The 24,898-nt window shown below is 72.2% G+C and carries 26 protein-coding genes; 16 read left to right on the forward strand and 10 right to left on the reverse strand.

The window, feature by feature from the left end; translation table 11 throughout:
* Positions 1 to 2: 2 nt before the first annotated feature.
* From pcaH to AW270_RS01700, 5 genes are read left to right on the forward strand one after another with little or no spacing between them, the layout of a single operon-like run.
* Positions 3 to 740, forward strand: a complete 738-nt coding sequence (gene pcaH, locus AW270_RS01680; protein ID WP_061289646.1) for a protocatechuate 3,4-dioxygenase subunit beta — start codon at positions 3 to 5, stop codon at positions 738 to 740.
* Positions 737 to 1,270 carry a protocatechuate 3,4-dioxygenase subunit alpha gene (gene pcaG, locus AW270_RS01685; protein ID WP_082801212.1) on the forward strand — a complete coding sequence of 178 codons (534 nt, stop codon included), beginning with the start codon at positions 737 to 739 and terminating at the stop codon, positions 1,268 to 1,270. The genes pcaH and pcaG overlap by 4 nt, the downstream gene beginning before the upstream one ends.
* Before the next feature lie 14 nt (positions 1,271 to 1,284).
* Entirely contained in the window at positions 1,285 to 2,535 is a 1,251-nt protein-coding gene (locus tag AW270_RS01690; protein WP_061289652.1) for a lyase family protein, read from the forward strand.
* Positions 2,516 to 3,616 carry a bifunctional 3-oxoadipate enol-lactonase/4-carboxymuconolactone decarboxylase PcaDC gene (gene pcaDC / locus AW270_RS01695; RefSeq protein ID WP_061290152.1) on the forward strand — a complete coding sequence of 367 codons (1,101 nt, stop codon included), beginning with the start codon at positions 2,516 to 2,518 and terminating at the stop codon, positions 3,614 to 3,616. Before AW270_RS01690 ends, pcaDC begins: the two co-directional genes overlap by 20 nt.
* Positions 3,613 to 4,764, forward strand: coding sequence for a 4-hydroxybenzoate 3-monooxygenase (locus AW270_RS01700; protein ID WP_061289656.1), 1,152 nt, complete (start codon positions 3,613 to 3,615; stop codon positions 4,762 to 4,764). The genes pcaDC and AW270_RS01700 overlap by 4 nt, the downstream gene beginning before the upstream one ends.
* A 56-nt stretch (positions 4,765 to 4,820) precedes the next feature.
* On the opposite strand, the gene AW270_RS01705 is transcribed toward AW270_RS01700, so the two are convergent.
* Complete coding sequence (locus AW270_RS01705) at positions 4,821 to 5,588, reverse strand: class I SAM-dependent methyltransferase (RefSeq protein ID WP_063819051.1); 768 nt, start codon at positions 5,586 to 5,588, stop codon at positions 4,821 to 4,823.
* Between the two features lie 108 nt (positions 5,589 to 5,696).
* Between AW270_RS01705 and AW270_RS01710 the strand changes: the two genes are divergently transcribed.
* The 3 genes from AW270_RS01710 to AW270_RS01720 all read left to right on the forward strand — a co-directional run bounded on the left by AW270_RS01710 (position 5,697) and on the right by AW270_RS01720 (position 8,243).
* Positions 5,697 to 6,185 (forward strand): CGNR zinc finger domain-containing protein, encoded by a 489-nt coding sequence (locus AW270_RS01710; protein WP_245674525.1) that lies wholly within the window; start codon positions 5,697 to 5,699, stop codon positions 6,183 to 6,185.
* A gap of 66 nt (positions 6,186 to 6,251) precedes the next feature.
* Positions 6,252 to 7,196 carry a Ppx/GppA family phosphatase gene (locus tag AW270_RS01715; protein WP_061289662.1) on the forward strand — a complete coding sequence of 315 codons (945 nt, stop codon included), beginning with the start codon at positions 6,252 to 6,254 and terminating at the stop codon, positions 7,194 to 7,196.
* Positions 7,197 to 7,451: 255 nt separating this feature from the next.
* Positions 7,452 to 8,243 carry an SAM-dependent methyltransferase gene (locus tag AW270_RS01720; RefSeq protein ID WP_275477739.1) on the forward strand — a complete coding sequence of 264 codons (792 nt, stop codon included), beginning with the start codon at positions 7,452 to 7,454 and terminating at the stop codon, positions 8,241 to 8,243.
* 6 nt (positions 8,244 to 8,249) lie between these two features.
* Here the strand turns inward: AW270_RS01720 and AW270_RS01725 are convergent, their stop codons facing one another.
* The 4 genes from AW270_RS01725 to AW270_RS41695 all read right to left on the reverse strand — a co-directional run bounded on the left by AW270_RS01725 (position 8,250) and on the right by AW270_RS41695 (position 10,842).
* Positions 8,250 to 9,134 (reverse strand): helix-turn-helix domain-containing protein, encoded by an 885-nt coding sequence (locus tag AW270_RS01725; RefSeq protein ID WP_061289667.1) that lies wholly within the window; start codon positions 9,132 to 9,134, stop codon positions 8,250 to 8,252.
* A gap of 176 nt (positions 9,135 to 9,310) precedes the next feature.
* A complete protein-coding gene (locus tag AW270_RS01730) occupies positions 9,311 to 10,060 on the reverse strand; it encodes a hypothetical protein (protein ID WP_157521612.1) in 750 nt (249 codons plus the stop codon).
* Positions 10,061 to 10,083: 23 nt separating this feature from the next.
* On the reverse strand, positions 10,084 to 10,587 hold the full coding sequence (locus tag AW270_RS01735; RefSeq protein ID WP_061289674.1) for a SigE family RNA polymerase sigma factor: 504 nt from the start codon (positions 10,585 to 10,587) through the stop codon (positions 10,084 to 10,086).
* A 123-nt stretch (positions 10,588 to 10,710) separates the two neighbouring features.
* Positions 10,711 to 10,842 carry a hypothetical protein gene (locus tag AW270_RS41695; protein WP_275477740.1) on the reverse strand — a complete coding sequence of 44 codons (132 nt, stop codon included), beginning with the start codon at positions 10,840 to 10,842 and terminating at the stop codon, positions 10,711 to 10,713.
* 126 nt (positions 10,843 to 10,968) lie between these two features.
* On the opposite strand from AW270_RS41695, the gene AW270_RS01740 reads away from it, so the two are divergent.
* The 7 genes from AW270_RS01740 (at position 10,969) to AW270_RS01770 (ending at position 18,438) form a co-directional block, all read left to right on the forward strand.
* Positions 10,969 to 11,376, forward strand: a complete 408-nt coding sequence (locus AW270_RS01740) for a PH domain-containing protein (RefSeq protein ID WP_061289677.1) — start codon at positions 10,969 to 10,971, stop codon at positions 11,374 to 11,376.
* A 39-nt stretch (positions 11,377 to 11,415) separates the two neighbouring features.
* A complete protein-coding gene (locus AW270_RS01745) occupies positions 11,416 to 15,168 on the forward strand; it encodes a glycoside hydrolase family 38 N-terminal domain-containing protein (RefSeq protein ID WP_061289680.1) in 3,753 nt (1,250 codons plus the stop codon).
* A complete protein-coding gene (locus AW270_RS01750) occupies positions 15,165 to 15,704 on the forward strand; it encodes a DUF7158 domain-containing protein (RefSeq protein WP_061289683.1) in 540 nt (179 codons plus the stop codon). The genes AW270_RS01745 and AW270_RS01750 overlap by 4 nt, the downstream gene beginning before the upstream one ends.
* Positions 15,705 to 15,754: 50 nt before the next feature.
* Positions 15,755 to 17,167, forward strand: coding sequence for a WS/DGAT/MGAT family O-acyltransferase (locus tag AW270_RS01755; protein ID WP_061289686.1), 1,413 nt, complete (start codon positions 15,755 to 15,757; stop codon positions 17,165 to 17,167).
* Between the two features lie 76 nt (positions 17,168 to 17,243).
* On the forward strand, positions 17,244 to 17,579 hold the full coding sequence (locus tag AW270_RS01760; RefSeq protein WP_061289689.1) for a PadR family transcriptional regulator: 336 nt from the start codon (positions 17,244 to 17,246) through the stop codon (positions 17,577 to 17,579).
* Positions 17,576 to 17,968: a DUF1048 domain-containing protein gene (locus AW270_RS01765; protein WP_061289691.1), complete on the forward strand. Its 393-nt coding sequence runs from the start codon at positions 17,576 to 17,578 to the stop codon at positions 17,966 to 17,968. The genes AW270_RS01760 and AW270_RS01765 overlap by 4 nt, the downstream gene beginning before the upstream one ends.
* Before the next feature lie 59 nt (positions 17,969 to 18,027).
* Positions 18,028 to 18,438, forward strand: coding sequence for a hypothetical protein (locus AW270_RS01770; RefSeq protein ID WP_157521614.1), 411 nt, complete (start codon positions 18,028 to 18,030; stop codon positions 18,436 to 18,438).
* On the opposite strand, the gene AW270_RS01775 is transcribed toward AW270_RS01770, so the two are convergent.
* Genes AW270_RS01775 through AW270_RS01785 form a run of 3 tightly spaced genes read right to left on the reverse strand, consistent with a single transcriptional unit; the run spans position 18,432 to position 21,607 of the window.
* A complete protein-coding gene (locus AW270_RS01775; protein WP_061289695.1) occupies positions 18,432 to 20,033 on the reverse strand; it encodes a serine/threonine-protein kinase in 1,602 nt (533 codons plus the stop codon). The two genes, AW270_RS01770 and AW270_RS01775, sit on opposite strands and share 7 nt — an antisense overlap.
* Before the next feature lie 24 nt (positions 20,034 to 20,057).
* Positions 20,058 to 20,879: an ABC transporter permease gene (locus tag AW270_RS01780; RefSeq protein WP_061289698.1), complete on the reverse strand. Its 822-nt coding sequence runs from the start codon at positions 20,877 to 20,879 to the stop codon at positions 20,058 to 20,060.
* Entirely contained in the window at positions 20,876 to 21,607 is a 732-nt protein-coding gene (locus AW270_RS01785) for an ABC transporter ATP-binding protein (protein ID WP_061289700.1), read from the reverse strand. Before AW270_RS01785 ends, AW270_RS01780 begins: the two co-directional genes overlap by 4 nt.
* A 158-nt stretch (positions 21,608 to 21,765) precedes the next feature.
* On the opposite strand from AW270_RS01785, the gene AW270_RS01790 reads away from it, so the two are divergent.
* Positions 21,766 to 22,755, forward strand: coding sequence for a DUF4279 domain-containing protein (locus AW270_RS01790; protein WP_061289703.1), 990 nt, complete (start codon positions 21,766 to 21,768; stop codon positions 22,753 to 22,755).
* On the opposite strand, the gene AW270_RS01795 is transcribed toward AW270_RS01790, so the two are convergent.
* The gene (locus AW270_RS01795) at positions 22,727 to 23,911 is read right to left on the reverse strand and encodes an MDR family MFS transporter (protein WP_245674526.1); all 1,185 of its coding nucleotides are present in this window, start codon (positions 23,909 to 23,911) and stop codon (positions 22,727 to 22,729) included. The genes AW270_RS01790 and AW270_RS01795 overlap by 29 nt on opposite strands.
* Complete coding sequence (locus AW270_RS01800; RefSeq protein ID WP_061289706.1) at positions 23,887 to 24,879, reverse strand: PLP-dependent cysteine synthase family protein; 993 nt, start codon at positions 24,877 to 24,879, stop codon at positions 23,887 to 23,889. Before AW270_RS01800 ends, AW270_RS01795 begins: the two co-directional genes overlap by 25 nt.
* Positions 24,880 to 24,898: the final 19 nt, after the last annotated feature.

Consider the following 24,898-nt stretch of genomic DNA (forward strand, 5'->3'; position numbering starts at 1 on the left):
TGATGCCCGACCCGCAGGACGTGATCTCCCGCGAGATCGCGGAACTCGCCGCCAAGTCCGACGGGGCCGACCACCCCGCGCGCGACTACCCGCCCTACCGCTCCAGCGGCCTGCGCCACCCGCACCGCCCGCTGGTCGCCCCGCCCGAGGCCTACGCCGAGCTGCGCGGGCCGGTCTTCGGGGCGACCGACGTGACCCCGCTCGACGCCGACCTCACCCGCCAGCACCCGGGCGAACCGCTCGGCGAGCGGATCACGGTGACCGGCCGGGTGGTCGACCGCGACGGGCGGCCCGTCCGCCACCAGCTCGTGGAGGTCTGGCAGGCCAACGCGTCGGGCCGCTACCCGCACCAGCGCGACCAGCACCCCGCGCCGCTGGACCCCAACTTCACCGGCACCGGCCGCTGCCTGACCGACGCCGACGGGGTCTACGCGTTCACCACGATCAAGCCCGGCGCCTATCCGTGGAAGAACCACGTCAACGCCTGGCGTCCGGCCCACATCCACTTCTCGGTCTTCGGCACGGCCTTCGCCCAGCGCCTCGTCACCCAGATGTACTTCCCGGGCGACCCCCTGTTCGCCTACGACCCGATCCTCCAGTCGGTCACCGACGAGAAGGCCCGCGCCCGGCTGGTGGCCGCCTACGACCACGACCTGTCCCAGCCGGAGTGGAGTCTGGGGTACAGATGGGACATCGTCCTCGACGGCCCGTCGGCGACCTGGATGGAGGAAGGCCGATGAGACCCACCCCTTCACAGACCGTGGGCCCCTTCTACGGCTACGCCCTGCCGTTCCGCGACGGGGGAGACCTGGTGCCGCCCGGCCACCCGGGCGCGATCTCCGTCCACGGCCACGTCTACGACGGCGCGGGCGACCCCGTCCCCGACGCGCTGCTGGAGTTCTGGCAGGCCGACGCCGAGGGCAGGCCCGGCTCGATGCGCCGCGACGAGGTCGACGGCTCCTTCGCCGGGCGCGACGGGGTGACCCTCACCGGCTTCGGCCGCGTGGCGACCGGCCTCGACGGCCACTGGGCGATCCGGACGGTGCGGCCCGCCGCCGTGCCCTACATCTCGGTCTGCCTGTTCGCCCGGGGCCTGCTGCACCACCTGTACACGCGCGTCTACCTGGAGGACTCCGGCGACGCGCTGCTGGAGTCGCTGCCCGCCGACCGGCGGTCGACGCTCGTCGCCCGCCCCGAACGCGACGGGGTGTACCGGTTCGACGTCCGCATCCAGGGCGACGCGGAGACGGTCTTCCTCGACCTGGGCTGAACCCGGAGGTTCTCTTGATCGCGGCTGACGGCCTACTCGGCCCGGCCTGGGCCGGCACCGCCGCCGACGAGGCGACGGCCGACCCGGCCGTGCTCCGCGCCCTGCTCGACGCGGAGGCGGCCCTGGCCCGCGCCCAGAACCGCCCCGGCCTGGCCGGGGAGATCGCGTCGGCCGGCGACGGCCTGGTGGCCGCGCACAGCGGGGGCAACCCGGTCATCCCGCTGGTCGGGGCGCTGCCCGAGGGCGCCCACGACGGCGCGACCAGCCAGGACGTCCTGGACACCGCGCTCATGCTGGTCGCCGCCCGGACCCGGCGGCTGATCCTGGCCGACCTCGCCGCGACCGCCGGGACGCTGGAGGCGCTGGCCCGGGAACACCGGGACACCCCGATGCCCGGCCGCACCCTGACCCAGCACGCCGTCCCGACCACCTTCGGCCTGAAGGCGGCGGGCTGGCGGTCGCTGGTCCTCGACGCCCACGAGCGGCTGGCCACGGTGACCCTGCCCGCCCAGCTCGGGGCGGCGGGGGGCACGCTGGCCACGCTCTCGGTCCCGCTCATGGAGCGGTTCGCCCGGGAGGTGGGGCTGGCCGCGCCGGTGCTGCCCTGGCACGTGCTGCGCACCCCGATCGCCGACCTCGCCGGGGCGCTGGCGTTCTGCTGCGGGGCGCTCGGCAAGATCGCGGCCGATGTGCTGGTGCTGTCCCGTACGGAGGTCGGCGAGGTCGCCGAGGGAGCGGGCGGCGGCTCGTCGGCGATGCCGCACAAGAGCAACCCCGTCCGCGCCACCCTGATCGCCGCCTGCGCCCGCCAGGCCCCCGCCCTGGCCGCGACGCTCTACGGGTCGATGGCCGCCGAGGACGAACGCCCCGCCGGGGCCTGGCACGCCGAATGGGAACCGCTGCGCGCCCTGCTCCGCCTGGCCGGGGGAGCGGCCGCCCACGCCAGGGACCTGACCGGCGGCCTCCAGGTCCGCCCGGCGCGCATGCGCGAGAACCTGTCCCTGACGGGAGGCCTGATCGTGGCCGAACGCGTCATGGCCGAGCTGGCGCGGACGATCGGCGCGAAGGCCGCGCGGGAACTCCTGGAGAACGCCTCCCGCGAGGCGGCCCGGTCGCGGATGCCCCTGCGCCAGGCCATGGAGTCCGCCGGCCTCGGACCCGCGGTCTTCGACCCGACCGGCTACCCGGGCGCGGCCGGGGAACTCGTCGACCGAGCACTCGACCGTCCCCTCAAGGAGATCGCCGATGTTGAACTTCCGCGTTGACGGCCCCGCCCACGCCCCGGCCCTGCTCCTCGGCCCGTCCCTGGGCACCTCGCTCCGCGTCTGGGACGCCCAGGCCGCCGCGCTGTCACGGCACTTCAGAGTCGTCCGGTACGACCTGCCCGGCCACGGGGGGTCGAAGGTCGTCCCGGGAGCGACCTCGATGGAGGCCCTGGCCACTCTCGTCCTCGGCGTCGCCGACGCCGCCGGGGCGGACGCCTTCCACCACGCCGGCATCTCCCTGGGCGGCGCGATCGGCGCCTGGCTGGCCCTGCGCCACCCCGGCCGGGTCCTGTCACTCACCATGGTCTGCTCGGCGGCCAGGTTCGGCACCGAGGAGAGCTGGCACGAACGCTCGGCCCTGGTCCGCGAGCACGGCACCCAGGCCCTCGCCGAAGCGGCCCGGGGCCGCTGGTTCACCGCGAACGCCGGCGAGGCCGCCGTCCAGGCCATGATCGACGACCTGCTGGCGGTCGACGACGAGGGCTACGCCGAGTGCTGCGAGGCCCTGTCGGGCTACGACATCCGCGCCGACCTGGCCAACATCACCACGCCGGCCCTGGTCGTCGCCGGGCGCGACGACCCGGCGGTCCCGCCGCCCGTGGCCCGCGAACTCGCCGACGGCATCCCCGGCGCGACGCTGCACGAACTCCCCGGGGCCGCCCACCTGGCCCCGGTCGAGCGGCCCGGCGCCGTGCTCGCCGCGATGCGCGCCCACCTGCCGCGGGCCGACGGCATGGCGGTGCGCAGGGCCGTCCTGGGAGACGACCACGTCGACCGGGCGGTGGCCGGCACGACCGACTTCACCGCCGACTTCCAGGACCTGATCACCCGCTACGCCTGGGGGGAGATCTGGACCCGGCCCGGCCTCGACCGCAGGACGCGCAGCTGCGTCACGCTCACCGCGCTCGTCGCGGGCGGCCACCTCGACGAGCTGGCCATGCACGTCAGAGCGGCCGTCCGCAACGGCCTCACGCACGACGAGATCAAGGAAGTCCTCCTCCAGACCGCGATCTACTGCGGAGTCCCGGCCGCCAACGCCGCCTTCGCCGTCGCCCGACGCACGCTAGGGAACCTCGAATGACCCACACCACGGTCGCGATCATCGGCGCCGGCCCGGCCGGTCTGCTGCTGGCCCGCATGCTGCACACCGCCGGGATCGACTCCGTCGTGCTGGAGAGCCGGGACCGCGCCTACATCGAACAGCGCCAGCGGGCCGGGATGCTCGAACAGGCGACGGTCGACGCGCTGCGCGAGTGCGGCGCCGGAGAACGGATGAACCGCGAGGGACTCCCGCACCGGGGGATCGAGCTGCGGTTCGACCGCCGGGCCGTCCGCCTCGACTTCCCCGCGCTGACCGGCGGCAGCACCGTCATGATCTACGCCCAGACCGAGATCGTGAAGGACCTGGTCGCCCTCCAGCTGGAGGAGGGCGGCCCGCTGCTGTTCGACGCCCCGGCCACTGGCATCGGCGACGGCTACGTCACCTACCGCCACGACGGCCAGGAGAAGACCCTCACCTGCGACTTCGTCGTCGGCGCCGACGGCTTCCACGGCATCTCCCGCGCCGCCGTGCCGAACCGGCGCTCCTACGAGGGCGACTACCCCTACTCCTGGCTCGGCGTGCTGGCCGACGTCGCCCCGTCGACCGACGAGCTCATCTACGCCCACTCCCCGCGCGGCTTCGCGCTGCACAGCATGCGCTCCCCGACGGTCAGCCGCCTCTACCTCCAGGTCCCCAACGACACCGACCCGGACGACTGGTCCGACGACCAGATCTGGGACGAGCTCGACGCCCGGTTCGCCGTCGACGCCGACTGGAAGCTCGCCCGCGGGCCGATCACCGCCAAGGCCGTCACCCCGATGCGCAGCTTCGTCACCGACCCGATGCGCCACGGCCGCCTGTTCCTGGCCGGGGACGCCGCCCACATCGTCCCGCCGACGGGGGCCAAGGGCCTCAACCTCGCCGTCGCCGACGTGGTGGTGCTGGCGCGGGCGCTGGAACACTGGCGGCGTACCGGCAAGGACGATCTGCTCGACGCCTACGGCGACACCTGCCTGCGGCGGGTCTGGCGGGCCGAGCACTTCTCCTGGTTCATGACCACGATGCTGCACCTGGCCCCCGGCCAGTCCGACTTCGACACCCGCCTCCAGCTGGCCCAGCTCCACCGCATCGCGACCTCCGAGGCCGCGGCGGCGGAACTGGCCCTCAACTACACGGGGACGGTCTGACCAGGCCATATACCCGGCCTATACCGGCCGTTCCTAGCTTCTGCTGCCAGTGATCCCTACTCGGGGAGGAAGGCGCACAGCAGCCGGTCGTCGCCCTCCTGCCAGAGCGTGCCGATCTCGGTGAAGCCCGCCTTGGCCAGGGCGGTCACGTGGGTCTCCAGGTGGAGCGACTCGAAGCCGTGGTGGGCGGCCATCGCGCGGCGCCTCTCGCGGTCGGCGTGCAGGTCGGTGAGCACGGGGTCCTCCTCGACCGCCGCCCACCAGGCCGCCCAGTCCTCGGGACGGCCCTCGGGGAAGCGCCGTTCGGTGGCACGGACGGCGAGGGCGCGTTCGAGCGCGGCCAGGCGGGTGCCCTCGGCGGAGGCGAGGTGGTCGCCGTTGAGGAACACCCCGCCTGGCCGCAGCACCGAGGCCAGCTCCCGGTAGAGCGCGGTCAGGGCCTCCTCCGGGAGCCAGTGGAGCGCGGTCGTGCTGACGGCGGCGTCGGCGGGACGGGGCAGCCCGGCGACCGCGCTCCACCCCTCGACGCGCAGGTCGGCGTCGACGAACCGGATGCCGTCGTAGGCGGCGGCGCCGAGCGCCATCAGCAGCGGGTCGGTGTCGATGCCGACCACGGCCGCCCCCGGCAGGCGCTCGCCGAGCCGCGCGCCGAGCGAGCCGGGCCCGCAGCCGAGATCCAGGACGAGCGGGTCGGCCCGCCCGGCGGTCTCGGCCACGGCGTCGACGAGGGTGTCGAAACGCGCCTCCCGGCTGGGCATGTAGCCCTCCTGCTGGCGGTCCCAGCGGTCGAGCCAGCGTCGGGCGTGGGCACGGGTCAGCGTCACGGCTGCTCCTTGAGGTAACTGTTGTATAGGCTGTCGACGGTTACCGTAGGCCGGAAGGATGTAACTGGTCAAGTGAACTTCAACAGTCACACCGATGCGGTCGTGGGGATGGCAGTGACCCTGGTGAACACGCTGACCCCGGGGGAGCGGCGGGGGCGGCCCTACGCCGTGCCGCCGAAGGAGGAGCTGTCCGCCGTGCTGGGCCACGACCTGACCGACGACGACGTGGCCGAGCTGGCCGGATACGCCGCCGAGCTGCGCGTCGCCTTCCTGGGTGACGTCGACCGCGCCTGCACGACGATCAACCGCCTCCTGGTCGCCACCGACGCCCGCCCCCACCTCACCGGCCACGACGGCGAACCCTGGCACCTGCACTTCCACGGGGCCGGCGGCACCTGGGGCGGCAACTGGACCGCGTCGTGCGCCACCGCGCTCGCCATCGTGCTGGGCGGGGAGTTCCACGACCGGCTGGGGGTGTGCACGGCGGAGCGGTGCGACCGCGTCTTCGTGGACGTCTCACGGAACGGCACCCGCCGCTTCTGCTCCACGGCGTGCCAGAATCGTACGAAAACCGCTGCTTTCCGGGCCAGAAGCTGACTTTTCGTCATTCCAGCGCGGTAACGGCGACAGGAACGTTCCGCAAAGGGCGATACCTTCGTTGTCATGCGACTTGGTGTCCTCGATGTCGGTTCCAACACGGTGCATCTCCTGGTGATGGACGCGCACCCCGGGGCCCGCCCCCAACCGGCCTTCTCCCACAAGGTCGACATGAGGCTCGCCGAGCACATCGACGACCACAACCTGTCCGCCGAGGGCGCCAAGAAGCTCGGCGACTTCGTCGAGGAGGCGCTGCGCTTCGCCGAGGACAAGGGCTGCGAGGAGCTGGTGGCCTTCGCCACCTCCGCCGTCCGCGAGGCGCGCAACGGCGAGGAGGTGCTGGCCCTGATCAAGGACCAGACCCAGGTGGACATCCAGGTCCTCTCGGGCGCCGACGAGGCCAAGCTGACCTTCCTGGCGGTCCGCCGCTGGTACGGCTGGTCGTCCGGCCGCCTGCTGGTCCTCGACATCGGCGGCGGCTCCCTGGAGATCGCCTCCGGCATCGACGAGGCCCCCGACGCGGCCGTGTCGCTGCCGCTGGGCGCCGGGCGGCTGACCCGCGACTGGTTCACCCAGGACCCGCCCGCCCCGGAGGAGATCCGCGCCCTGCGCCGCCACGTCCGGACCGAGATCGGCCGCCGGGTCGGCGACGTGACCCGCTACGGGCCGCCCGACCACGCGGTGGCGACGTCCAAGACCTTCAAGCAGCTGGCCAGGATGGCCGGGGCCGCGCCGTCGAGCGAGGGGCCCCACGTCCGCCGAAACCTGTCCCACGAGTCGGTGTCCACGTGGGCGGCGCGGATGGCCGAGATGCCCGCCGACCGCCGGGCCGCCCTGCCGGGGGTGTCGGCGGGGCGCGCGGGGCAGCTCCTGGCCGGAGCACTCGTGGCGGATGCGACGATGGACCTGTTCCAGGTGCCGGTGCTGGAGATCTGCCCCTGGGCGCTGCGCGAGGGCGTGATCTTCCGGAGGCTCGACGGTCTGGGGGGTTCTGACCTCGCCCCTGAGTAAGGAATGAGAATGGTCATACCGGGCAAAACGGCCGCATGATCGAGCTACTGGGTATCGCCGCCATGCTCGCTTCGATCCTCGTGATGGCATTAGCGGCACTTCTCATCATTTCGGTGCTGATGATCCTGGGACTGGTCGTGATGGCGGTGAGCACGTTGGTGCCCCGCCGTCGCGTTCATCAGGAAATATCAGGACACCACTTACAGCGAGCGGAAAACAGTAGGTTCTGGGGGAGCCGACCTGACAGGAGACCCGGTGAGCAACCCCAGGATCGACACGACCGTCCCCCATTCGGCCCGGATGTGGAACTACTGGCTGGGCGGCAAAGACCACTACGAAGTTGACCGGGTCGCCGGCGACCAGTTCGCCGAGGCCTTCCCCGACATCGTGGCCATCGCCCGGCTGTCGCGCTACCTCCTCGCCCGGGTGGTCCGCCACCTGGGCGCCGAGGCCGGGGTGAACCAGTTCCTCGACATCGGCGCCGGGCTGCCCACCGTCGACAACACCCACGACCTGGCCCAGCGGATCGACCCCACCGCCCGGGTCGTGTACGTCGACAACGACCCCCTGGTCCTGTCGCACGCCCGCGCCCTGCTGGTCGGCACCCGCGAGGGCGTGACCGGCTACATCGACGCCGACCTGCGCGACCACGAGGCCATCCTGGCCGGGGCGCGCAAGTCCCTCGACTTCGACCGGCCGGTGGCGCTGATGCTGATGGGCATCCTCGGCTACATGACCGACGCCGACAAGCCCTATGAGATCGTCCGGGCGCTGATGGACCCGCTGCCCTCCGGCAGCTACCTGGTCGTCTGGGACGGCTCCAACGTGGTGACCGGCGAGGCCCTCGACAAGGCCCAGGACGACCTCAACGAGGGGCCGGGCGCGCCCTACACGCTGCGGGACCAAGAGGAGATCAGCCGCTTCTTCGACGGCCTGGAGCTGGTCGAGCCGGGGGTCGTGCCGATCACCCAGTGGCGTCCCGACGCCGACCCGTTCGGCCCGCCGCAGCCGGTCGACGCGCTGGTGGGCGTGGCCCGCAAGCCCTGACGCGCGTCACAGGGCCTCCACGCACCGCCGCAGGATGGCGCCGGTCTCGGTGGCCGGGGCGGCCTCCGTGGCGGTCTCGTTGAGCAGGTGCAGGTAGGGCTGGACGTCGCCGCGCTTCGTCACGTACTGCGCGTCGGCCAGCCGCTCCAGGTAGACGACGTCGGGCAGGGTGCTCTGCGGGAAGCGCAGCAGGGTGACCGGCCCGATCCCGCGCGAGACGTACCCCGAGTCGAGCGGCACGATCTGGATCGTCACGTTCGGCAGCCGGTTCATCGCGTCGAGGTGGCGCATCTGGTCGCGCATCACGCCCGCGCCGCCGACCACGCGGCGCAGCGCCGCCTCGTCGACGACCGCCCACAGCTTGACCGGGGCCGCCCCGACCAGGATCCGCTGCCGCCGCATCCGCAGCTCCACCCGGCGCTCCGCCAGCTCCGGGTCCTGGGCCCGGTGGGCGTGGGAGACGACCGCGCGGGCGTAGCCGGGGGTCTGGAGCAGGCCGGGGACGAACTGGATCTCGTACGTGCGGATCAGCTCCGCGTCCGGCTCCAGGCCGAGGCAGCCCTCGAACCAGGAGGGCACGACGTCGCGCAGCGGATGCCACCAGCTCGGCTCGTTGGCCCGGCCGGCCAGCGCCATGAGCGCCTCCCGCTCCCGCTCGTCGAGCACGCCGTAGAACGTGAGCAGGTCGGCGACGTCACGGGGCTTGAAGGTGGCCTGGCCCGTCTCCATCCGGCTCATCTTCGAGGCCGAGGCCCGGATGTGCCACGCGGCGTCGTCGCGGCTGATCTCCCGCGCCTCCCGCAGCTCCCGCAGCTGCGCGCCGACGAGCAGCCGCAGCGCGGTCGGCCCGGGGACGCGGAGATCCTCGCCGGCACGGCGAACAGGCGACATCGCTCTCCTCCCCGAGGGCGGCCGGCACGGACGGACCCGGTGATACTGCCACGCGAATCCGTCCGAGGGCGTCATTTCCTGGCATTGTCCAACGATGTCGCCAATATGGACATGATGAAAATGCGCGCTTATTGCGCCGATATTTTCCTATATCGATTTAGCCGGAACACCCCTCGTCAGGGAGTGGGCCTCGGCTTGGAGACCTCGTTGACGTGCTTCTCCCTGGGCTCGGCGGAGATCTGGTCCTGCGGGGGCGCCTCGACCGTCACGTCCGTCCCGAAGTCGGTGAAGTCCGTCGCGGTCGTGTGGCCGTCGGCGAAGGTGAGCTCCAGGTGCCTGATCCGGTCCTGCCCGTCGATGTCGACCACGCCCGACACGCCCCTGTCCAGGTTGAAGGTGTAGCGGGTCCCGGCGGCCACCGGTCCCTCCTCCCGCACCTCGGTCGCGGCGCGCAGCTTGGCCAGGGCGGCGGGCGGGTCGAGCGGCAGCAGCTTCACCAGGCCGGTCTCGGCCGGGGCCGCCCTGAGCTCGTCGTCGGGGCGCGGCCCGGCGTACCAGGTCGCCTCGCCGGGGTCCTTGCCGTAGATCGTCTCGCCGACGAACCTGGTCTCGCCGCCGTCGTCGCGGACGATCACCCCGACCCGCCGCGCGGGGTCGAAGGCGCCCGTGAAGGTCCGGTCTCCCGACGTCGTCGCGATGCGGTAGCTCTCCGCGGACGTCGTCTCCACGGCGGCCATCACCTGCGCGTTCGCCGACGGGGTCGTCCCGGGCAGGACCAGGACCAGCGCCGTCGCGGCCGCCGCCACGGTGGCGGTGACCGGCAGCCACAGCCGGTTGCCGCGGGGCCGGGCCGGCGTCAGCCGGATCCCCGGCGGCCGGTCGGCGCTGGCCTGGGCCAGCAGAGTGCGGATTTCGTTCTCCGGCATCAGAGCCTCCTCGTCTCGGTGGTTCACCGGAGCACACTCCCTTCGTCCTCGCTCTGGTTGACGAGCCGCCGCATCGTCCGCAGCCCCCGGTGCACGTGTGCCTTGACGCTCCCCGCCGAACACCCCATCAGCTCGGCCACCTCCGCCTCCGGCAGGTCGGCGAAGAACCGCAGCACCAGCGCGGTCCGCTGCCGCGCCGGTAACCGCCGCAGCGCGGCCCGCACCTCCTCGGCCACCACGTGGCCCTCCGACAGGTCGCCCGGCGCGACCTGCTCGGGCAGGTCGGCCCGGGGGATCTCCCGCCGCCACCGCGCCCGCCACCACGACCGGTGGGTGTTCACCATGATCCGCCGCAGGTAGGCGTCCGGCCCGCTCGTGGTGTCCAGCCGGTGCCAGACCGCGAGAAGCTTTCCCAGCGAGGTCTGCACGAGATCCTCCGCCGCGTGCCAGTCGCCCGTGAGCAGCACGGCGGTCCTCAGATGGTGGTCGCCCCGGCGCCGCACGAAGTCCGCGAAATCCGCGTCCACCCGCGCTCCCTTCTCTCGGATGTGTGCCGACCACGGACACGCCGCGGGACCCGTCCCGCGTTGACAACCGATGGGAGCTTTCCGGGGGGAGAAGTGACGGCGCCGGCGGCGGCCGCGAGCAGGCTAGTCGCGCTCCTCGGTCAGCGCTTCCAGCATCTCGGTGAGGTGGGCGACCTGGGTCTCCAGTCCTCTGACCCGGGCTTCCAGCTCCGCGACTGTCACCTGCTGGTACGCGCTGGCGATCTGCCTGCTCATGGTGCCTCCGGCGGGCGGATATCGAGTCGCACGCCCAAACGGCGCGCCAATTTAAGCCTCACTTCCCTGTATATCCCGGTTCGCACCTAGGGGAGGTAAAGTCTCGCGCCGCAGTAACCTGCGGGGATGAACGTGTGGCAGGTCCCCGCAAAAATCGTGGCCGCGAAGGCCGCCGGGACCCTGATCTGCTTGCTCCTGATCGGTTACGGCCTGCTGTCCGGCGACGGCCGCATGGTGGTCCTCGTCGGGATCGCGGCGGTCGTGCTGGCCGGGTTCACCGTCCGCGACCTGCTGGCCCGGGTGCGCCTGGCCGCCGACCCGGGCGGCGTCGTCGTCGTGGCGGGCTTCGCGGGCCGCCGCCGGATCGCGTGGGGCGAGATCGAGCGCATCCGCGTCGACGAACGCACCCGCTACGGGATGCGGACCGCCCTCCTGGAGATCGACACCGGCGACGACGTCCATCTGTTCAGCCAGTACGACCTGGGCGAACCCGTGGTCCCGGTGGCCGAGACGCTGATGAGGATGCGTCCGTAACCCCCTGGTCGAAATCTCCCCATGTGTGATCATTGCCACATGCGGATCGCCGACATCGCCGGGACGGAACTGTTCGCCGAGGGGCCGCGCCAGATCGTCCGGGTGACCCTCGAAGGAGATCACCCCGCCGAGGTGATCATCACCGGCGAGGCCCGCGGCGCCGCGACGGGGTCGGGCGTGGTCGAGGTGCCCGTGACGACGGAACGGCGGCCGGGCGAGACCGCCATGATCACCGTGACCGCCGGCGGCGAGAGCCGATCGGCCGAATTCGAGATCGCCGAGCCGGGCTGGACCGTCTGGATGGTCTCCCACTTCCACTACGACCCCGTCTGGTGGAACACCCAGGCCGCCTACACCACCACGTGGGACACGGCGGGCGAGGCCGCCCAGGCCAGCCGCTCGGCCTTCCAGCACGCCGGTTTCGAGCTCGTCCGGCTCCACCTGGAGACCGCCCGGCGCGAGCCCGGCTACAAGTTCGTGCTGGCCGAGGTCGACTACCTCAAGCCCTTCTGGGACGCCTGCCCCGAACACCGCGCCTACCTGAGGAGGCTCCTCGCCGAGGGCCGGGTCGAGATCATGGGCGGCACGTACAACGAGCCCAACACCAACCTGACCGGTGCCGAGTCGACGATCCGCAACCTCGTCCACGGCGCCGGGTTCCAGCGCGACGTCCTCGGCGGCGACCCCCGCACCGCCTGGCAGCTCGACGCCTTCGGCCACGACCCCCAGTTCCCGGGGCTGGCCGCCGCGGCGGGGCTGACGTCGAGCTCCTGGGCCCGCGGGCCCTTCCACCAGTGGGGGCCGATGCTGGGCGGCGGCGATCCCCGTCTCATGCAGTTCCCGGCCGAGTTCGACTGGGTCGCGCCCTCCGGCCAGGGGGTGCTGACGCACTACATGCCCGGCCACTACAGCGCGGGCTGGTGGATGGACTCCTCGACGACGGTCGACGAGGCGGCGGCCGAGGTCCTCAAGTGGTTCCTCGCGCTGAAGCAGGTGGCGGCCACCCGCAACGTGCTGCTCCCGGTCGGGACCGACTACACCCCGCCCAACAAGTGGATCATGGACATCCAGCGGGAGTGGAACGCCCGCTACGTCTCGCCCCGCTTCGTCTGCGGGCTGCCGAGGGAGTTCTTCGCCGCCGTCCGGGCGCAGCGGGAGGCGTTCCTGCCGCAGACGCGGGACATGAACCCGGTCTACACCGGCAAGGACGTCTCGTTCATCGACACCAAGCAGGTCCAGCGCCGGGCCGAGGTCCTCGTCGCGGACGCGGAGAAGTTCGCCACGCTGGCCGCCGTCGAAAAACGGGCCGACTATCCCTTCGCGCTGATGGACAAGGCCTGGCGGCAGCTCGTCTACGGCGCCCACCACGACGCGATCACCGGCTCGGAGTCCGACCAGGTCTACCTCGACCTGCTGACGGGGTGGCGGGAGGCGTACACGATCGGTTCCGAGACCCTCGACGGCGCGCTGCGCACGCTCAGCGCGGGGCTGAGCGGGGTGGTGGTCTGGAACCCGTCGTCGTGGGCGCGGACCGACCTCGTGAGGGCACGGCTCCGGTTCCCGGCCGGCTGGCGCGGGATCGCCGAGGCGGCGCTGGTCGAGAACGCCGTCCTCGACGACGACGGGTGCCTCGCCGAGGCCGACGTCACCTTCCTGGCCGACGACGTCCCGCCGCTCGGCTACCGGACCTTCTCCTTCACCCCAGGCGGCAACGCCGGCTGGCTCCCCGCCGGGGGCACGACCATCGCCAGCGCCGCGCACGCCATCACCGCCGACCCCTCCAAGGGCGGCGGGGTGACGAGCTGGCGGGCCGGCGGCCGGGAGCTCCTCCAACCCGGCCAGGTGGGCAACGAGCTGGTCGTCCACGACGAATATCCCGCCCACCCGAAATTCCACGAAGGGCCGTGGCATCTGGTGCCCAAAGGGGTGCGGGAGGGGTCGTCCGCGCATCCGGCCGAGGTCGTCGCCGAGCGGTCCGCCCTCGGGGAGCGGCTCGTCGTCAGGGGCGGGTTCGGGCCGGTCAGGTACGTCCAGGAGATCACCCTGTGGCACGGCCTCACCCGCGTCGACCTGGTCACCCATCTCGACTTCGACGGCGCCGACCAGCTCGTCCGGCTCCGCTGGCCGGTGGAGATCGACCAGGCCCTCCCCGTCAGCGAGGTCGGCAACGCCGTGGTCGGACGGGGTTTCGCGCTCATCGACGCCGACACCGCCGACCATCCGTGGACCCTCGACAACCCCGCCTGCCACTGGTTCGCCCTGTCCGCCACCTGCCGGATCGGCTCGCGGCCCATCGGCGTGGCCGAGATCGTCGCCGGGCCGGACGTGCCGGTCGGGAAGCTCCGGGCGCTCGCGGCCGCCCTGGTCAGGCAGGGCGTCACGGCCACCGTCTCCCGGGCCGACGGCCCCCGCTACGGCGATCTCGCGGTCGACTCCAACCTGCCCGACGTCCGGATCGCGGTCGGCGAGACGCCCTGGCCGAAAGGGTGGCATCCGGCCGCCAGGCCGCTCGCCGAGGTCTGGGTCCCGAGCGCCGACCTCAGGGCCCGCGACGCGCTCCCGGTCCTGTCGATCGGCGCGGACGACGTCGACGCGCTGATCGACGACCTGGCCGACGCGGTCGTCGAGGTCGCGGGGGAGACGTACGAGCCGTACACGGTCGGGCTGATCAACCGGGGCATCCCGGGCTTCGCGGTCGAGCCCAACGGCGCGCTCAACCTGTCGCTGCTGCGCTCCTGCACCGGCTGGCCGTCCGGCATCTGGATCGACCCGCCGCGCCGGACCGTCCCCGACGGCACCAACTTCCAGCTCCAGCACTGGACCCACAGCTTCGAGTACGCCCTGGTGGCGGGCCCCGGCGACTGGCGCGAGACCGGCCTGGTCCGCGAGGGCCACGACGTCAACCACCCACTGACCGCCCTCGACCAGGGCGTGAGCGGCGAACCGGCCGCCGCCTCCCTCCTCGACGTGCCCGGCTCCATGGTCCTGACCGCGCTCAAACCGGCGGGCAACCCCATCGCGACCGGACGACTGCCCGAGGGCGTCACCGGGATGACGATGCGGCTGTACGAACCGCATGGGCGTACAGCGGACATCGACCTGCCCGGATGGCGGCGCACCGACCTCCTGGAGACCCGCTCCGAGCCCGACGGCCCGGTGACCGGCATGGACGTGGTCACCTACACCCGCGACGCCGTCGGCGGTGGAGTCGCTCCGGCGGCCGAGCCGTTCCAGCCTGTCTTCACCCGCTACTGGCTGCACAACACCGGCCCCGCCCCGATCGGCAACCTGCCGCTCGCCGTCCACCTCACCCCCGAGACCGTCACGGTCGCGTCGTCGCTGGTGGAGGACCGGGTCGCCGGGACGGTCACGCTCGACGGCGCGGTGACCCGCGACTTCACCCTCGAACCGGGGGCCCACGTCGCCTGGCCCAACGAGGGCTGGACCACGGCGAGCCTGAAGTACCAGGGCCAGACCTTCGAGGACCGCCTCGGCGAGGCCACCCTCGACGCGGCGACCGAGACCACGCACGTCGCCGTCCGCGCGGGCGAACGGTCGGAGATCGTGATCCGGCTGACCTGCGACGTCCCCGTGCAGGCCCAGCTGATCAGCCCGTGGCACACCTACGACCTGCTCCCGCTCTGGAACACCGGCGCCGATCCCGGGACTGCCGAGCTCCGCTTCCCCGTCGTCGGCGGCCACCGGCCGGGGAAGTGGTGGGCGCTGGTCAAGCTCGCCTACGGCGGGAAGGTCCACTACACCGAGCCGGTCACCGTCGAGGTCCTGCCGTGATCGCCGCCCGGGTGGGCGACGAGGTGATCTCGGTCGCCGAGGTCGACGAGCGCGCCCGCCTGCTGTACGACGGCCCGCTCGCCGCCCGCCTGCCCCACCCCGCCTCGCCCGAGGGCCGCAACCTGCGCCGCTGGCTGGTCCAGCTCATGACGATGGAGCGGGTGGTGGCCCAGGAGTGCGACGTGAGAGGCGACGCCGGGCCTGCCGCACTGTCCGTCACCCTGCCGCTCGCGCTGCGGACCGGGGGAGTGGTCGCCTCCGTCCTGGCCACCCCGGCGGGTCAGGCGCTGTTCGCCCGCGTCGAGGCCGACGTCCCGCCCGGAGAGGTGCGCGCCTATTACGACCGCAACCGCGACCGCCACCCGGGCCCGTTCGCGCGGGAGTCGGCGGGGATCGCGGCCCAGCTCGTCCAGGCCCGGAGAGAGGCGCTGTTCGCCCGGTGGCTGGAGCGGCGGCACCGCGAGAAGGTCACGCTGATGCCCGGTTTCGAACATCCGGGCGACCCGCGCCAGCCGGATGCGACACACCGTCACTGAGTCGTGCATTTCATGACTCGTCCTGAGCCGGGATGGGGAATGATTTCACCATGGGACGGCAGCTCAGCGCGCTCGACGCACAGTTCTTGAACTTCGAGACCGCCACGAACGTGGCGCACATCGCCAGTATCGCGGTGCTGGAGGACGCGTCGGTCACCCGCGCCGGGATCATCGAGCTGCTCCGCTCCCGGCTCCACCTGGCCCCGCCGCTGAAGCGCCGCCTGGTGCGCGTCCCCTTCGGCCTCGACCATCCTTACTGGGACGAGTCCAAGGACGTCGACTTCGACTACCACGTCAGGGAACTGGCCCTCCCGTCGCCGGGCGACGACCACCAGCTCGCCGAGCAGGTGGCCCGGCTGCACGCGCGCAGGCTCGACCGCAATCGCCCCCTCTGGGAGATGTACCTGGTCCACGGCCTGGAGGGCGGCCGGTCGGCCATCTACACCAAGGTCCACCACGCCGCCATCGACGGCATCGCCGGCGCCGAGGTGCTGGCCGCCCTGATGGACCTGTCCCCGGAGCCCCGCGAGGTCCCGCCCCCGCAGGAGCCGCCGGTCACCGCCCCGGAGCCCGCGCTGATGCTGGGCCGGGGCGTCGAGCGGTTCCTCGACAGCCCGCAGGCCCTCCTGAGGTTCGTGGCCGGGGCGATCCCCCGGCTCGACGAGATCCCCGTGGTGTCGCAGATCCCCGGCACCGGCATGCTGGCGCGCTTCATCCGGGGCGCGGGCTGGCCGGGCGACACCGGCTCGGTCCTGCCGGACCTGCCGAGGGTGACGGTCCCCGCGACGCCGTTCTCCGGCCCGATCTCCGGGCACCGCCGCTTCGCCTTCGGCAGGCTCGCGCTGGACGAGGTCAAGAAGGTCAAGAACGAACACCACGTCACCGTGAACGACGTCGTCATGGCGGTGGCCGCCACCGCCCTGCGCCGCTGGCTGTCCCAGCGCGACGAGCTCCCGGTCGAGCCGCTGGTCGTCGGCGTCCCGTTCTCGTCGAACGTCCGGCCCGAGCTGGGCAACCAGGTCCTCCTGGCCACCACCACGCTGCCCACCAACGTGCCCGACCCGCAGGCCCGCCTGAAGATCATCAGCGCGAACATGGCGACGGTGAAGGAGCGCTTCTCGGTCGCCCCGGCCCGCTGGCTGCTCGACTTCAGCCAGGCGATGCCGGCCGCGCTGAGCGGCCTGGCCGACCGCGCCGCCTTCCGGCTCGCCTCGGGGACCGTCTCGGCGATGAACCTCATGGTGTCGAACGTGCCGGGGCCGCAGCTCCCGCTCTACATCCTGGGCTCGAAGATCGTCGCCCACTATCCGCTGTCGGTGATCACCGACGTCAGCGGCGGCCTCAACATCACGGTCTTCTCCTACGACGGCTACCTCGACGTCGGCATCGTCGTCGACCGGGACATGGTCCCGGACGTGTGGGACTTCATCGACTACATGGAAGACGCCCTGGCCGAGCTCTGACCCTTGCGCCGCCATCGCTATTCAGCGTTACTATGTACCAGTAGCTAGTGACGCTGCATAGTCGGAAGGGGGTGCCGTGGGCAAGCAGCTGACGGAGATGCTCAAGGGAACACTTGAGGGCATCGTCCTGGCGATCCTGCTCGGCCGGCCGGCCTACGGATACGAGATCACGGCCTGGCTGCGCGACCAGGGCTTCGCCGACATCGCCGAAGGCACCATCTACGCCCTGCTGGTCCGGATCGAGCAGCGCGGCCTCGTCGACGTGGAGAAGGTCCCGTCCGAGAAGGGGCCGCCGCGCAAGGTGTACTCCCTCAACGCCACGGGCCGCGCCTACCTCGACGAGTTCTGGGCGAACTGGAGCTTCCTCGCCGACCGGCTCCACCACCTTCGTGAAGGAGAACACCAGTCATGACCGCCGAAACGGGCGAGCAGAAGGGCCGCCTCCAGCGCTACCTGGAAGTGCTCGTCGGGCCGCTCGACCAGAAGAAGCGCTACCGCGAGTTCAAGGCGCGGACCGAACGGCTCCCCCCGGGCTACCGCACCGCGATCGAGGCGCTCCAGCGCTACATGCTCTACTTCGGCCCGGGGAAGGCCGACAGCCTGCTGGAGATGCTCGACGACCTGGCCGACCTGTTCGAGCAGAGCGTGGCGAGCGGGACCCCCGTCCGGGCCGTCGTCGGCGACGACCCCGTCGCGTTCGCCGAGGAGTTCCTCCGGAACTACCCGGAGGGCCAGTGGATCAGCCGGGAGCGCGCCCGCCTGACCGACGCCATCAACCAGGCCGCGGGCGACCGGCCCTGAGCGCGGCGACCAAGCCAGTCGCAATCGTGTTCCAAGTCGCGATCCCTACGGTCGTGGCCATGAGGAAGACACTGACCGCCTTCGGCCTGGCCGCTCTCGTGATCACCGCCCCGAGCCCGGCCGGGGCCGCCGCAGGCATCCACTGGGGCCCCGTCGAGTCGACGAACGGCCGCGCGTCGGCCGACGTGTGGATCACCCCGTTCACAGCCGAGACCTTCGTCGTGTACGGCAAGCTGCGCGACCGGGCCCCGTCGCACTGCGCCTACATCCGGGCCCGGTTCCACTACGCGGGCGGCGGCACCGGCTGGAGCCGGGTTAGGGCGACGTGCTCGACGGCGGCCTTCCGGCTGAGCTCCGACGGGCGGATCAGGCGGGCCGACGTGAAGGTCTGCCTCTACAAGGCCAAGACCACCTCGCGCTGCTACACCGAGAAGATCACGCCGGAGATCATCGCGGGCTGGCCTCAGTAGCCGGGGGCGGCGAACCAGGACCCGTTCCCCGACTTGCCGGTCACCGCGCCGACGCAGCGGTAGGAGTGGTCACCGGCGGCGAACGCCTCTTTGGTCGGCGGCAGGACCTCGGCCGACCACTGTCCGGCCGCCACCTTCGCCGCCGCCCCCTGCCGGGAGGCGAGCAGCGTCGTCTTCGAGCAGAGCTTGGCGACCGTGGGGTGCTTGGCCAGATCGTTGGCGTTCCAGGTGATGGCGTCCGACGGCATCGGCGCGATCGCGAACGTCTCGTAGGCGTGGTTGGCCGCACACCCCACCCGGGGCGAGGTGACGGACCCCTGGAGGCTGAGGATGCTCTCCCAGCACTCGGGCTCCTTCACGCAGGCGGCGCCCTCGGCGACCTCGGCCGCCGCGCACTTCTCCGTGTACGTCGCCACCTTCGCGGCGGCCCCGGCTCCGGCCCCTGCTTCGGCCCCGGTCTCGGTGACGGTCTCGGCGGGCGCGCCCTGGCCCTCGATGACGTAGTAGGCGACGCCGCCGCCCAGTAAAAGGGCGAAGAACACCGCCGCGATGATGAACCCGGCCGCCGACGACCGCCGCGCGGGCGGATGGTAGCCGGGCCGCTGCCCCGGGTGGGTCGGCGCGTAGTGCTGCGCCGGGCCGTGCTTGGGGCTGAAGGTGGCGGGCCCGCCGACCCGCACGTCCCGGAGCGGGGGCCGCAGCGGCGGCGGCTGGTAGGGCGGGGGAGCGGGCACCGGCGCCACCGGCCGCGCGGCGGTCGCGTTGCCGTCGGCGTCGAGCGCCGCGAGGGCGTCGCGCAGCTCGGCGGCGGTCTGCGTCCGCTGCGTGGGGTCGGTGACCAGGGCGTGCCGCAGGACGTTGAGCAGCCCCTGCGGCACGCCGGGCACGTCCGGCACCGGCTGGCGGTGCAGCGCCATGATGACCGCGATGTTGGCCACGCCGTTGGCGGGGAAGCGGGGCGGCCGCCCGTTGAGCAGCGCGTAGAAGGTGGCCGCGAGCGAGTAGACGTCGCCCTGGGCGGTCGGCTCGACCAGCTCGAACGCCTCCGGCGGCGCGTAGGCCGGGGTGAGCGACTCGCGGGTCACCGACAGCTCGGCCCCCTCGCCCTTGGACGGCATCGTCGCCAGCCCGAAGTCCGAGAGGGCGACGTGGCCGTAGGCGTTGAGCAGGATGTTGGCCGGTTTGATGTCCCGGTGGAGCACCCCGTTGGCGTGGGCGGCGGCCACGGCGTCGGAGATCTTGATCCCGATGTCGCGCACTTCACGTACGGAGAAGGGCCCGTGGTTCTTGAGCCGGTCGGCGAGCGACCCGCCCGGGCACAGCTCCAGCACCATGAACGGACGCCCGTCGCCCAGGACGCCGGCGTCGTAGACGTCGGCGACGTTGGGGTGACCCGACAGGGCCCCGGCCGAGGTGACCTCGCGCATGAAGCGCCGCCGGTCACGATCGTTGACCAGGACCCGGTTGTCGATCTTCAGCGCGACCTCGCGGCCGACGGCGAGCTGCCGGGCCCGGTACACGATGCCGAACCCGCCCTGGCCGAGGATGTCGAGCACCTCGTAGCCCTGGACGAGCGGGGCGCTCGCCTCACTCATGAGTCGGGACATTACCGTAGAAGTTCACTCTCCGAAGCGGGACAACCGCCCCTTGGCCCGCGCGTGCCGCAGCGTCGCGGAGTAGAGCCAGAGCGCCACCGCGACATACCCGGCGTCGAGCGCGATCGCGAGCCCGAGCGTGTCCCACGGGACGGGCGCGCCGCCGAGCACCGCCCGCATCCCCTCGAAGACGTGCGAGGCCGGGACGGCGGCGGCGATCCACTGGAGCACCTCGGGCAGCACGCTCACCGGGTAGAAGACCCCGGCGATCGGCTGGAACACGAACACCAGGCTCCACGCGATGACCTGCGCGCCCTCGCCGAACCGCAGCACCGCCGAGATCGCCACGAGCGCCAGCGCCCACCCGAGCACGAGCAGCACCGCCACGAACGGGACGAGCCCGATCCCGACGCTGAACAGGCCGAACCCGTAGAGGACGTAGGCGAGCGTCGTCATCACCGCCAGCCCACCGGCGATCTTGATCAGCGAGAACAGGACCAGCCCGGTGACGTACTCGCCCGGCGTGACCGGGGTGACGTGGAGGTTGATGAGGTTGCGGCTCCAGACGTCCTCCAGGAACCCGATCGACACCTCGTTCGACGCCCGGTGGAGCACCTGCCAGAGCAGCACCGCCCCGAGCAGCATCGACACCACGAAGGGCACCTTGTTGGCCTGGAGGAACAGGGTGACGTACCCCCACACCACCAGCTCGATGACCGGCCAGAACAGGATCTCGAACACCCGGATCGGGCTCCGCCGCATCGCGGCCAGGTCCCGGTAGACCACACCGGCGACACGCCGCCGCCGGGCGCTGATTCCGTGCGGCTCGAAGGCGATGGCCGTCACGCCGGCACCCCCTCTCTCGCGACCTTGAGGAACACCTCTTCGAGGTCGACGACCCCGAAGTGCTCGGCCAGCCCCGCGGCCGACCCGCTGGCGACGACGCGCCCGGCCGAGAGGAAGTGGATGGTGTCGCACATGCGCTCGACCTCCCGCATGTTGTGCGACGTGATGAGCAGCGCCTTGCCGGTCTCCCGGGCGACCGTGACGAGCAGCGCCCGGATGCGCTCGCCCGCGTCGGGGTCGAGCGCGGCCGTCGGCTCGTCGAGGATCAGCAGCTCGGGATCGTTGAGCAGCGCCTTGGCCAGCTGGACCCGGGTGTGCTGACCGGAGGACAGGTCCCCCGTCCGCCGCTTGAGCAGCGGCCCGATCTCCAGCAGCTCGGTCACGTCGTCGACCCGCTTGCGGACGTCCCGCAGCGCGTAGAGCCGCGCGAACGAGTTGAGCACCTCCCGGACGTGCAGCACCCCCGGCAGCCCGAGGTAACTGGCCGAGAAGTTCACCCGGCTCAGCACCTCCGTCCGGTGGCGCTGGAGGTCGAGCCCGAACATCGTGACGCTGCCGGAGTCAGGGGTGACGAGCCCGAGCAGCATGTGAAGAGTGGTGGACTTCCCGGCGCCGTTCGGCCCGAGAAGTCCGGTGATCTCGCCCTGCCCGACGGTGAGACTGACCCCGTTCACGGCATGGACCGGCCCGAACCGTTTGGTCAGGGATTGGGCTTCAAGGATGGCCACCGGGCAACGATCCGTCGCCGCCGATCCCCGCCGCAACGCATTTTCGCCGCCGCCCGCCCAGAGCTCTTCTCCGTTACGGCTCCCGCCTGCCGCGCCACCGACCGACCACGGGAGCCGATACTGGCAGGATCCAGAACCTGCGTGGGAGGGCCGGCCCGATGCTCCGCGAATACCTACGAGCGACCAGCCCCGACGGCGATCCGCAGGAGGTCACGGCGGTAACGGGGATCACCCCCGACCGGACGTTCCGGGCGGGCGAGATCGGGCCGTCCGGCGAGCCGCGCACGTCCACCGTGTGGTCGGCCGCCATGACGCGCGGGCCGGAGGACCTGCGTCAGGAGATCCTGGACTTGGCCCCCGACATCTTGACGCGGTTGCGTGCGCTCGTGGATCGGGGCTGGCGGCTCTCCCTGATGCTGGGCCCGGCGTCCGCCGAGGACGACCCCGACATGACCAGAGGCTTCGATCTCCCCCTGGAGGAGATGTGGTCGGTGCTCCGCGCCGGGAAGCCGGAGTGGCCCCCCGTCCCGGCGATGAGGGAGGACTTCATCGCCCGCGACCTGGCGGCCTGCGGTGTACGGCTGATCGAGATCGCGACGGGGACCGGCGTGCCGCCGCAGATGGCCGCCCGGATCGCCACGGCCGGTCCCGAGGACGGCAGGCGGGATCAGATCTTCGAGGTGGACGACCCCGATCTGGCCGCCGCGTTCAACCGCGCCTGGCACGCGACGGCGGTCGAACACGGCCTGTTCTCCGACGGGGAGCGCTTCCTGATCGCGCTGGAGCCGGGTGTGGACCCCGACTACTTCCAGGCCCGTGAGGAGTCTGAGGGGTCGCACCGTAATCCGCGATGGTGGGAGATGGTGTGGGTGCTGGTCGAACTGGAACCCGGCTGGGACCTGGGAGGAGCGGGCTCGCGCTCCCACGTCCTGGGATCCCATGGCCATCCGGCCTTCGACCTGTCCTCGGTCGACGGCTCGGTCTTCGTCGGCGCCACCTGCTGGGAGGACGACACGCTGAGCCTGATGGTGCTCCCGCACCCCCACCGCGCGCAGACTCTTCGCGGGCAGGCACTCAGGCTCCTGGAAGGGCTGAACCTGGACTCGGAGGAGGAGGACCTCAGGAGGTGGCTGGCGCGGGAGCGGTGAGCCCCGTGCGCCCCAGCAGGTGGACGGCCGCCGCGCACGCCATCCCCACCCCCGCCAGCGCCACCCACAGAACGGGGGTGAGGTCCAGCAGCGCCCCGACCGCCAGATTCCCCACCGTGATCCCCACCCCCGCGATCGACTGGTAGAGCCCGTAATGGGTCGCCACCAGCCGCCCCCCTGACAGCGCCACCACCGTGTCCATCTCGAACGGGTAGGCCAGCGCCGTCCCCACCCCCAGCAGCGCCGCGCACACCAGCACCGCCCCGATCCACGTCGTCACCGTCAGCGGCAGGAACGCCGCCCCCATCAGCGCCAGCCCCGTCGCCATGGCCTGCCCCGGCGTCCACCGCGCGCGGGCCCACGCCGTGATCCGCACCTGCCCGAGGACGGCGACCCCGCCCGACACCACGAACAGCAGCGCCACCCCGCCCGTGTCGCCCAGGGCCAGCGGCAGCGCCAGGTACACCTGGAACGACATCACGTAGGACCCGGCCATCGCGCAGGAGAACAGCACGAACGGCCGGTTGGCCAGCACGGTCCGCCAGTCGCCCAGCACCCCGGTCTCCGACCGGGAACCCGCGCGGGGCGGCAGGGCGAGCACCTGGACGACCGTCAGCAGCGCGAACAGCCCGGCCGCCACCGCGCAGACCAGCCGGAAGTCGGCCGCCATCAGCGCCAGCCCGATCAGCGGCCCGAGCAGGATCCCGGCCTGGTAGAAGACGTTGAACAGCGCGAAGGCCTCCACCCGCCGATCGGCCGCGCCGAGGGCGAGATAGGCGCGTACGGCCGGATTGAACAGCGCGCCCGCGAACCCGGTCAGCACCGAGGCGGTGAGCAGGACGGGCAGCGACGACGCGAACCCGAGCAGCCCGAACCCGGCGGTCCGCAGCAGGCACCCGGCGATGATGACGGGCCGGTAGCCCAGCCGGTCGGCGAGCGTGCCGCCCAGCAGGAACAGGCCCTGCTGGCTGAGGTTGCGCACGCCGAGCACCAGCCCGACGGTCCACCCGGCCATCCCGAGGCCGCCGGACAGGTGCCCGGCCAGATAGGGCATGAGCATGTAGAACGCCACGTTGATGGTGAACTGGTTGACCATCAGGAGGCGCACCGGCCGGTCGTAGGAGCTCCAGTTCACCGTGTCACCATCCGCGTCCACCGGACCACCTCGGCCTCGTCGGCCGACTTGATCTCATCGGGCTCGTCGGCGGGTGGCCGGTCGAGCAGGCCGTGCTCGGCACAGAAGCCGTCATCGTAGATCGTCGCGTGGTAGCGGGCCGGTCCGTCCGGGAAGACCGCGACGACCCGGGTGCCGGCGGGCGTCGTCCGGGCCAGCCACGACGCCACGACGGTGACCGCGCCGACGCTCCAGCCGCCGGTGGTGAAGTGGGTGGCCGCCAGGGTGCGGCAGGCCCAGACCGCCTCGTGCGGGGCGACCCAGTGGACCTCGTCGAACGCCTCGTGGGCGACGTTGTGCGGGTGGATGCTGCTCCCCAGCCCGCGCATCAGCCGGGGCCGCGACGGCTGCCCGAAGATCGTCGAGCCGACGGAGTCGACCCCGACCAGGCTCACCGGGCGGGGCAGCGCCTTCGTGATTCCGGCCGAGTGGCCGCCGGTCCCCACGCTGCACACCAGCACGTCGACCCGCCCCACCTGCCCGACCAGTTCGGCGGCCAGCCCGGCGTAGGCGTCGACGTTGTCGGGGTTGTCGTACTGGCGCGGGCAGTAGGCCCCGGGATGCTCGGCCAGCAGCGCGGCGACCCTGTCGAGCCGGGCCCGCTGCCACCCGCCGGCCGGATGCGGCGCCGTCACCGTCTCGACCCGCACCCCGTAGGCGGCCAGCAGCCGGTGGACCAGCGCCTCCATCCCGGGATCGGTCACGACGGTGACCGGATGGCCGTGGACGATCCCGGCCAGCGCCAGCCCCAGCCCGAACGTCCCCGACGTCGACTCGACGATCATCGCGCCCGGCGCGAGCTCGCCGCGGGCGCGGGCCCGTTCGACGATGTGCAGCGCGGCCCGGTCCTTGAGCCCGCCGGGGTTGGCCCCTTCGAGCTTGGCCCAGAACGGGGCGAACGGCTCGCCGACCAGGCACACCGGGGTGCCGCCCACCAGGTGAGAAGCCATAGTCACTCAACGTAACAGT

The organism is Herbidospora cretacea (assembly GCF_001570605.1).
Lineage (GTDB): Bacteria > Actinomycetota > Actinomycetes > Streptosporangiales > Streptosporangiaceae > Herbidospora > Herbidospora cretacea.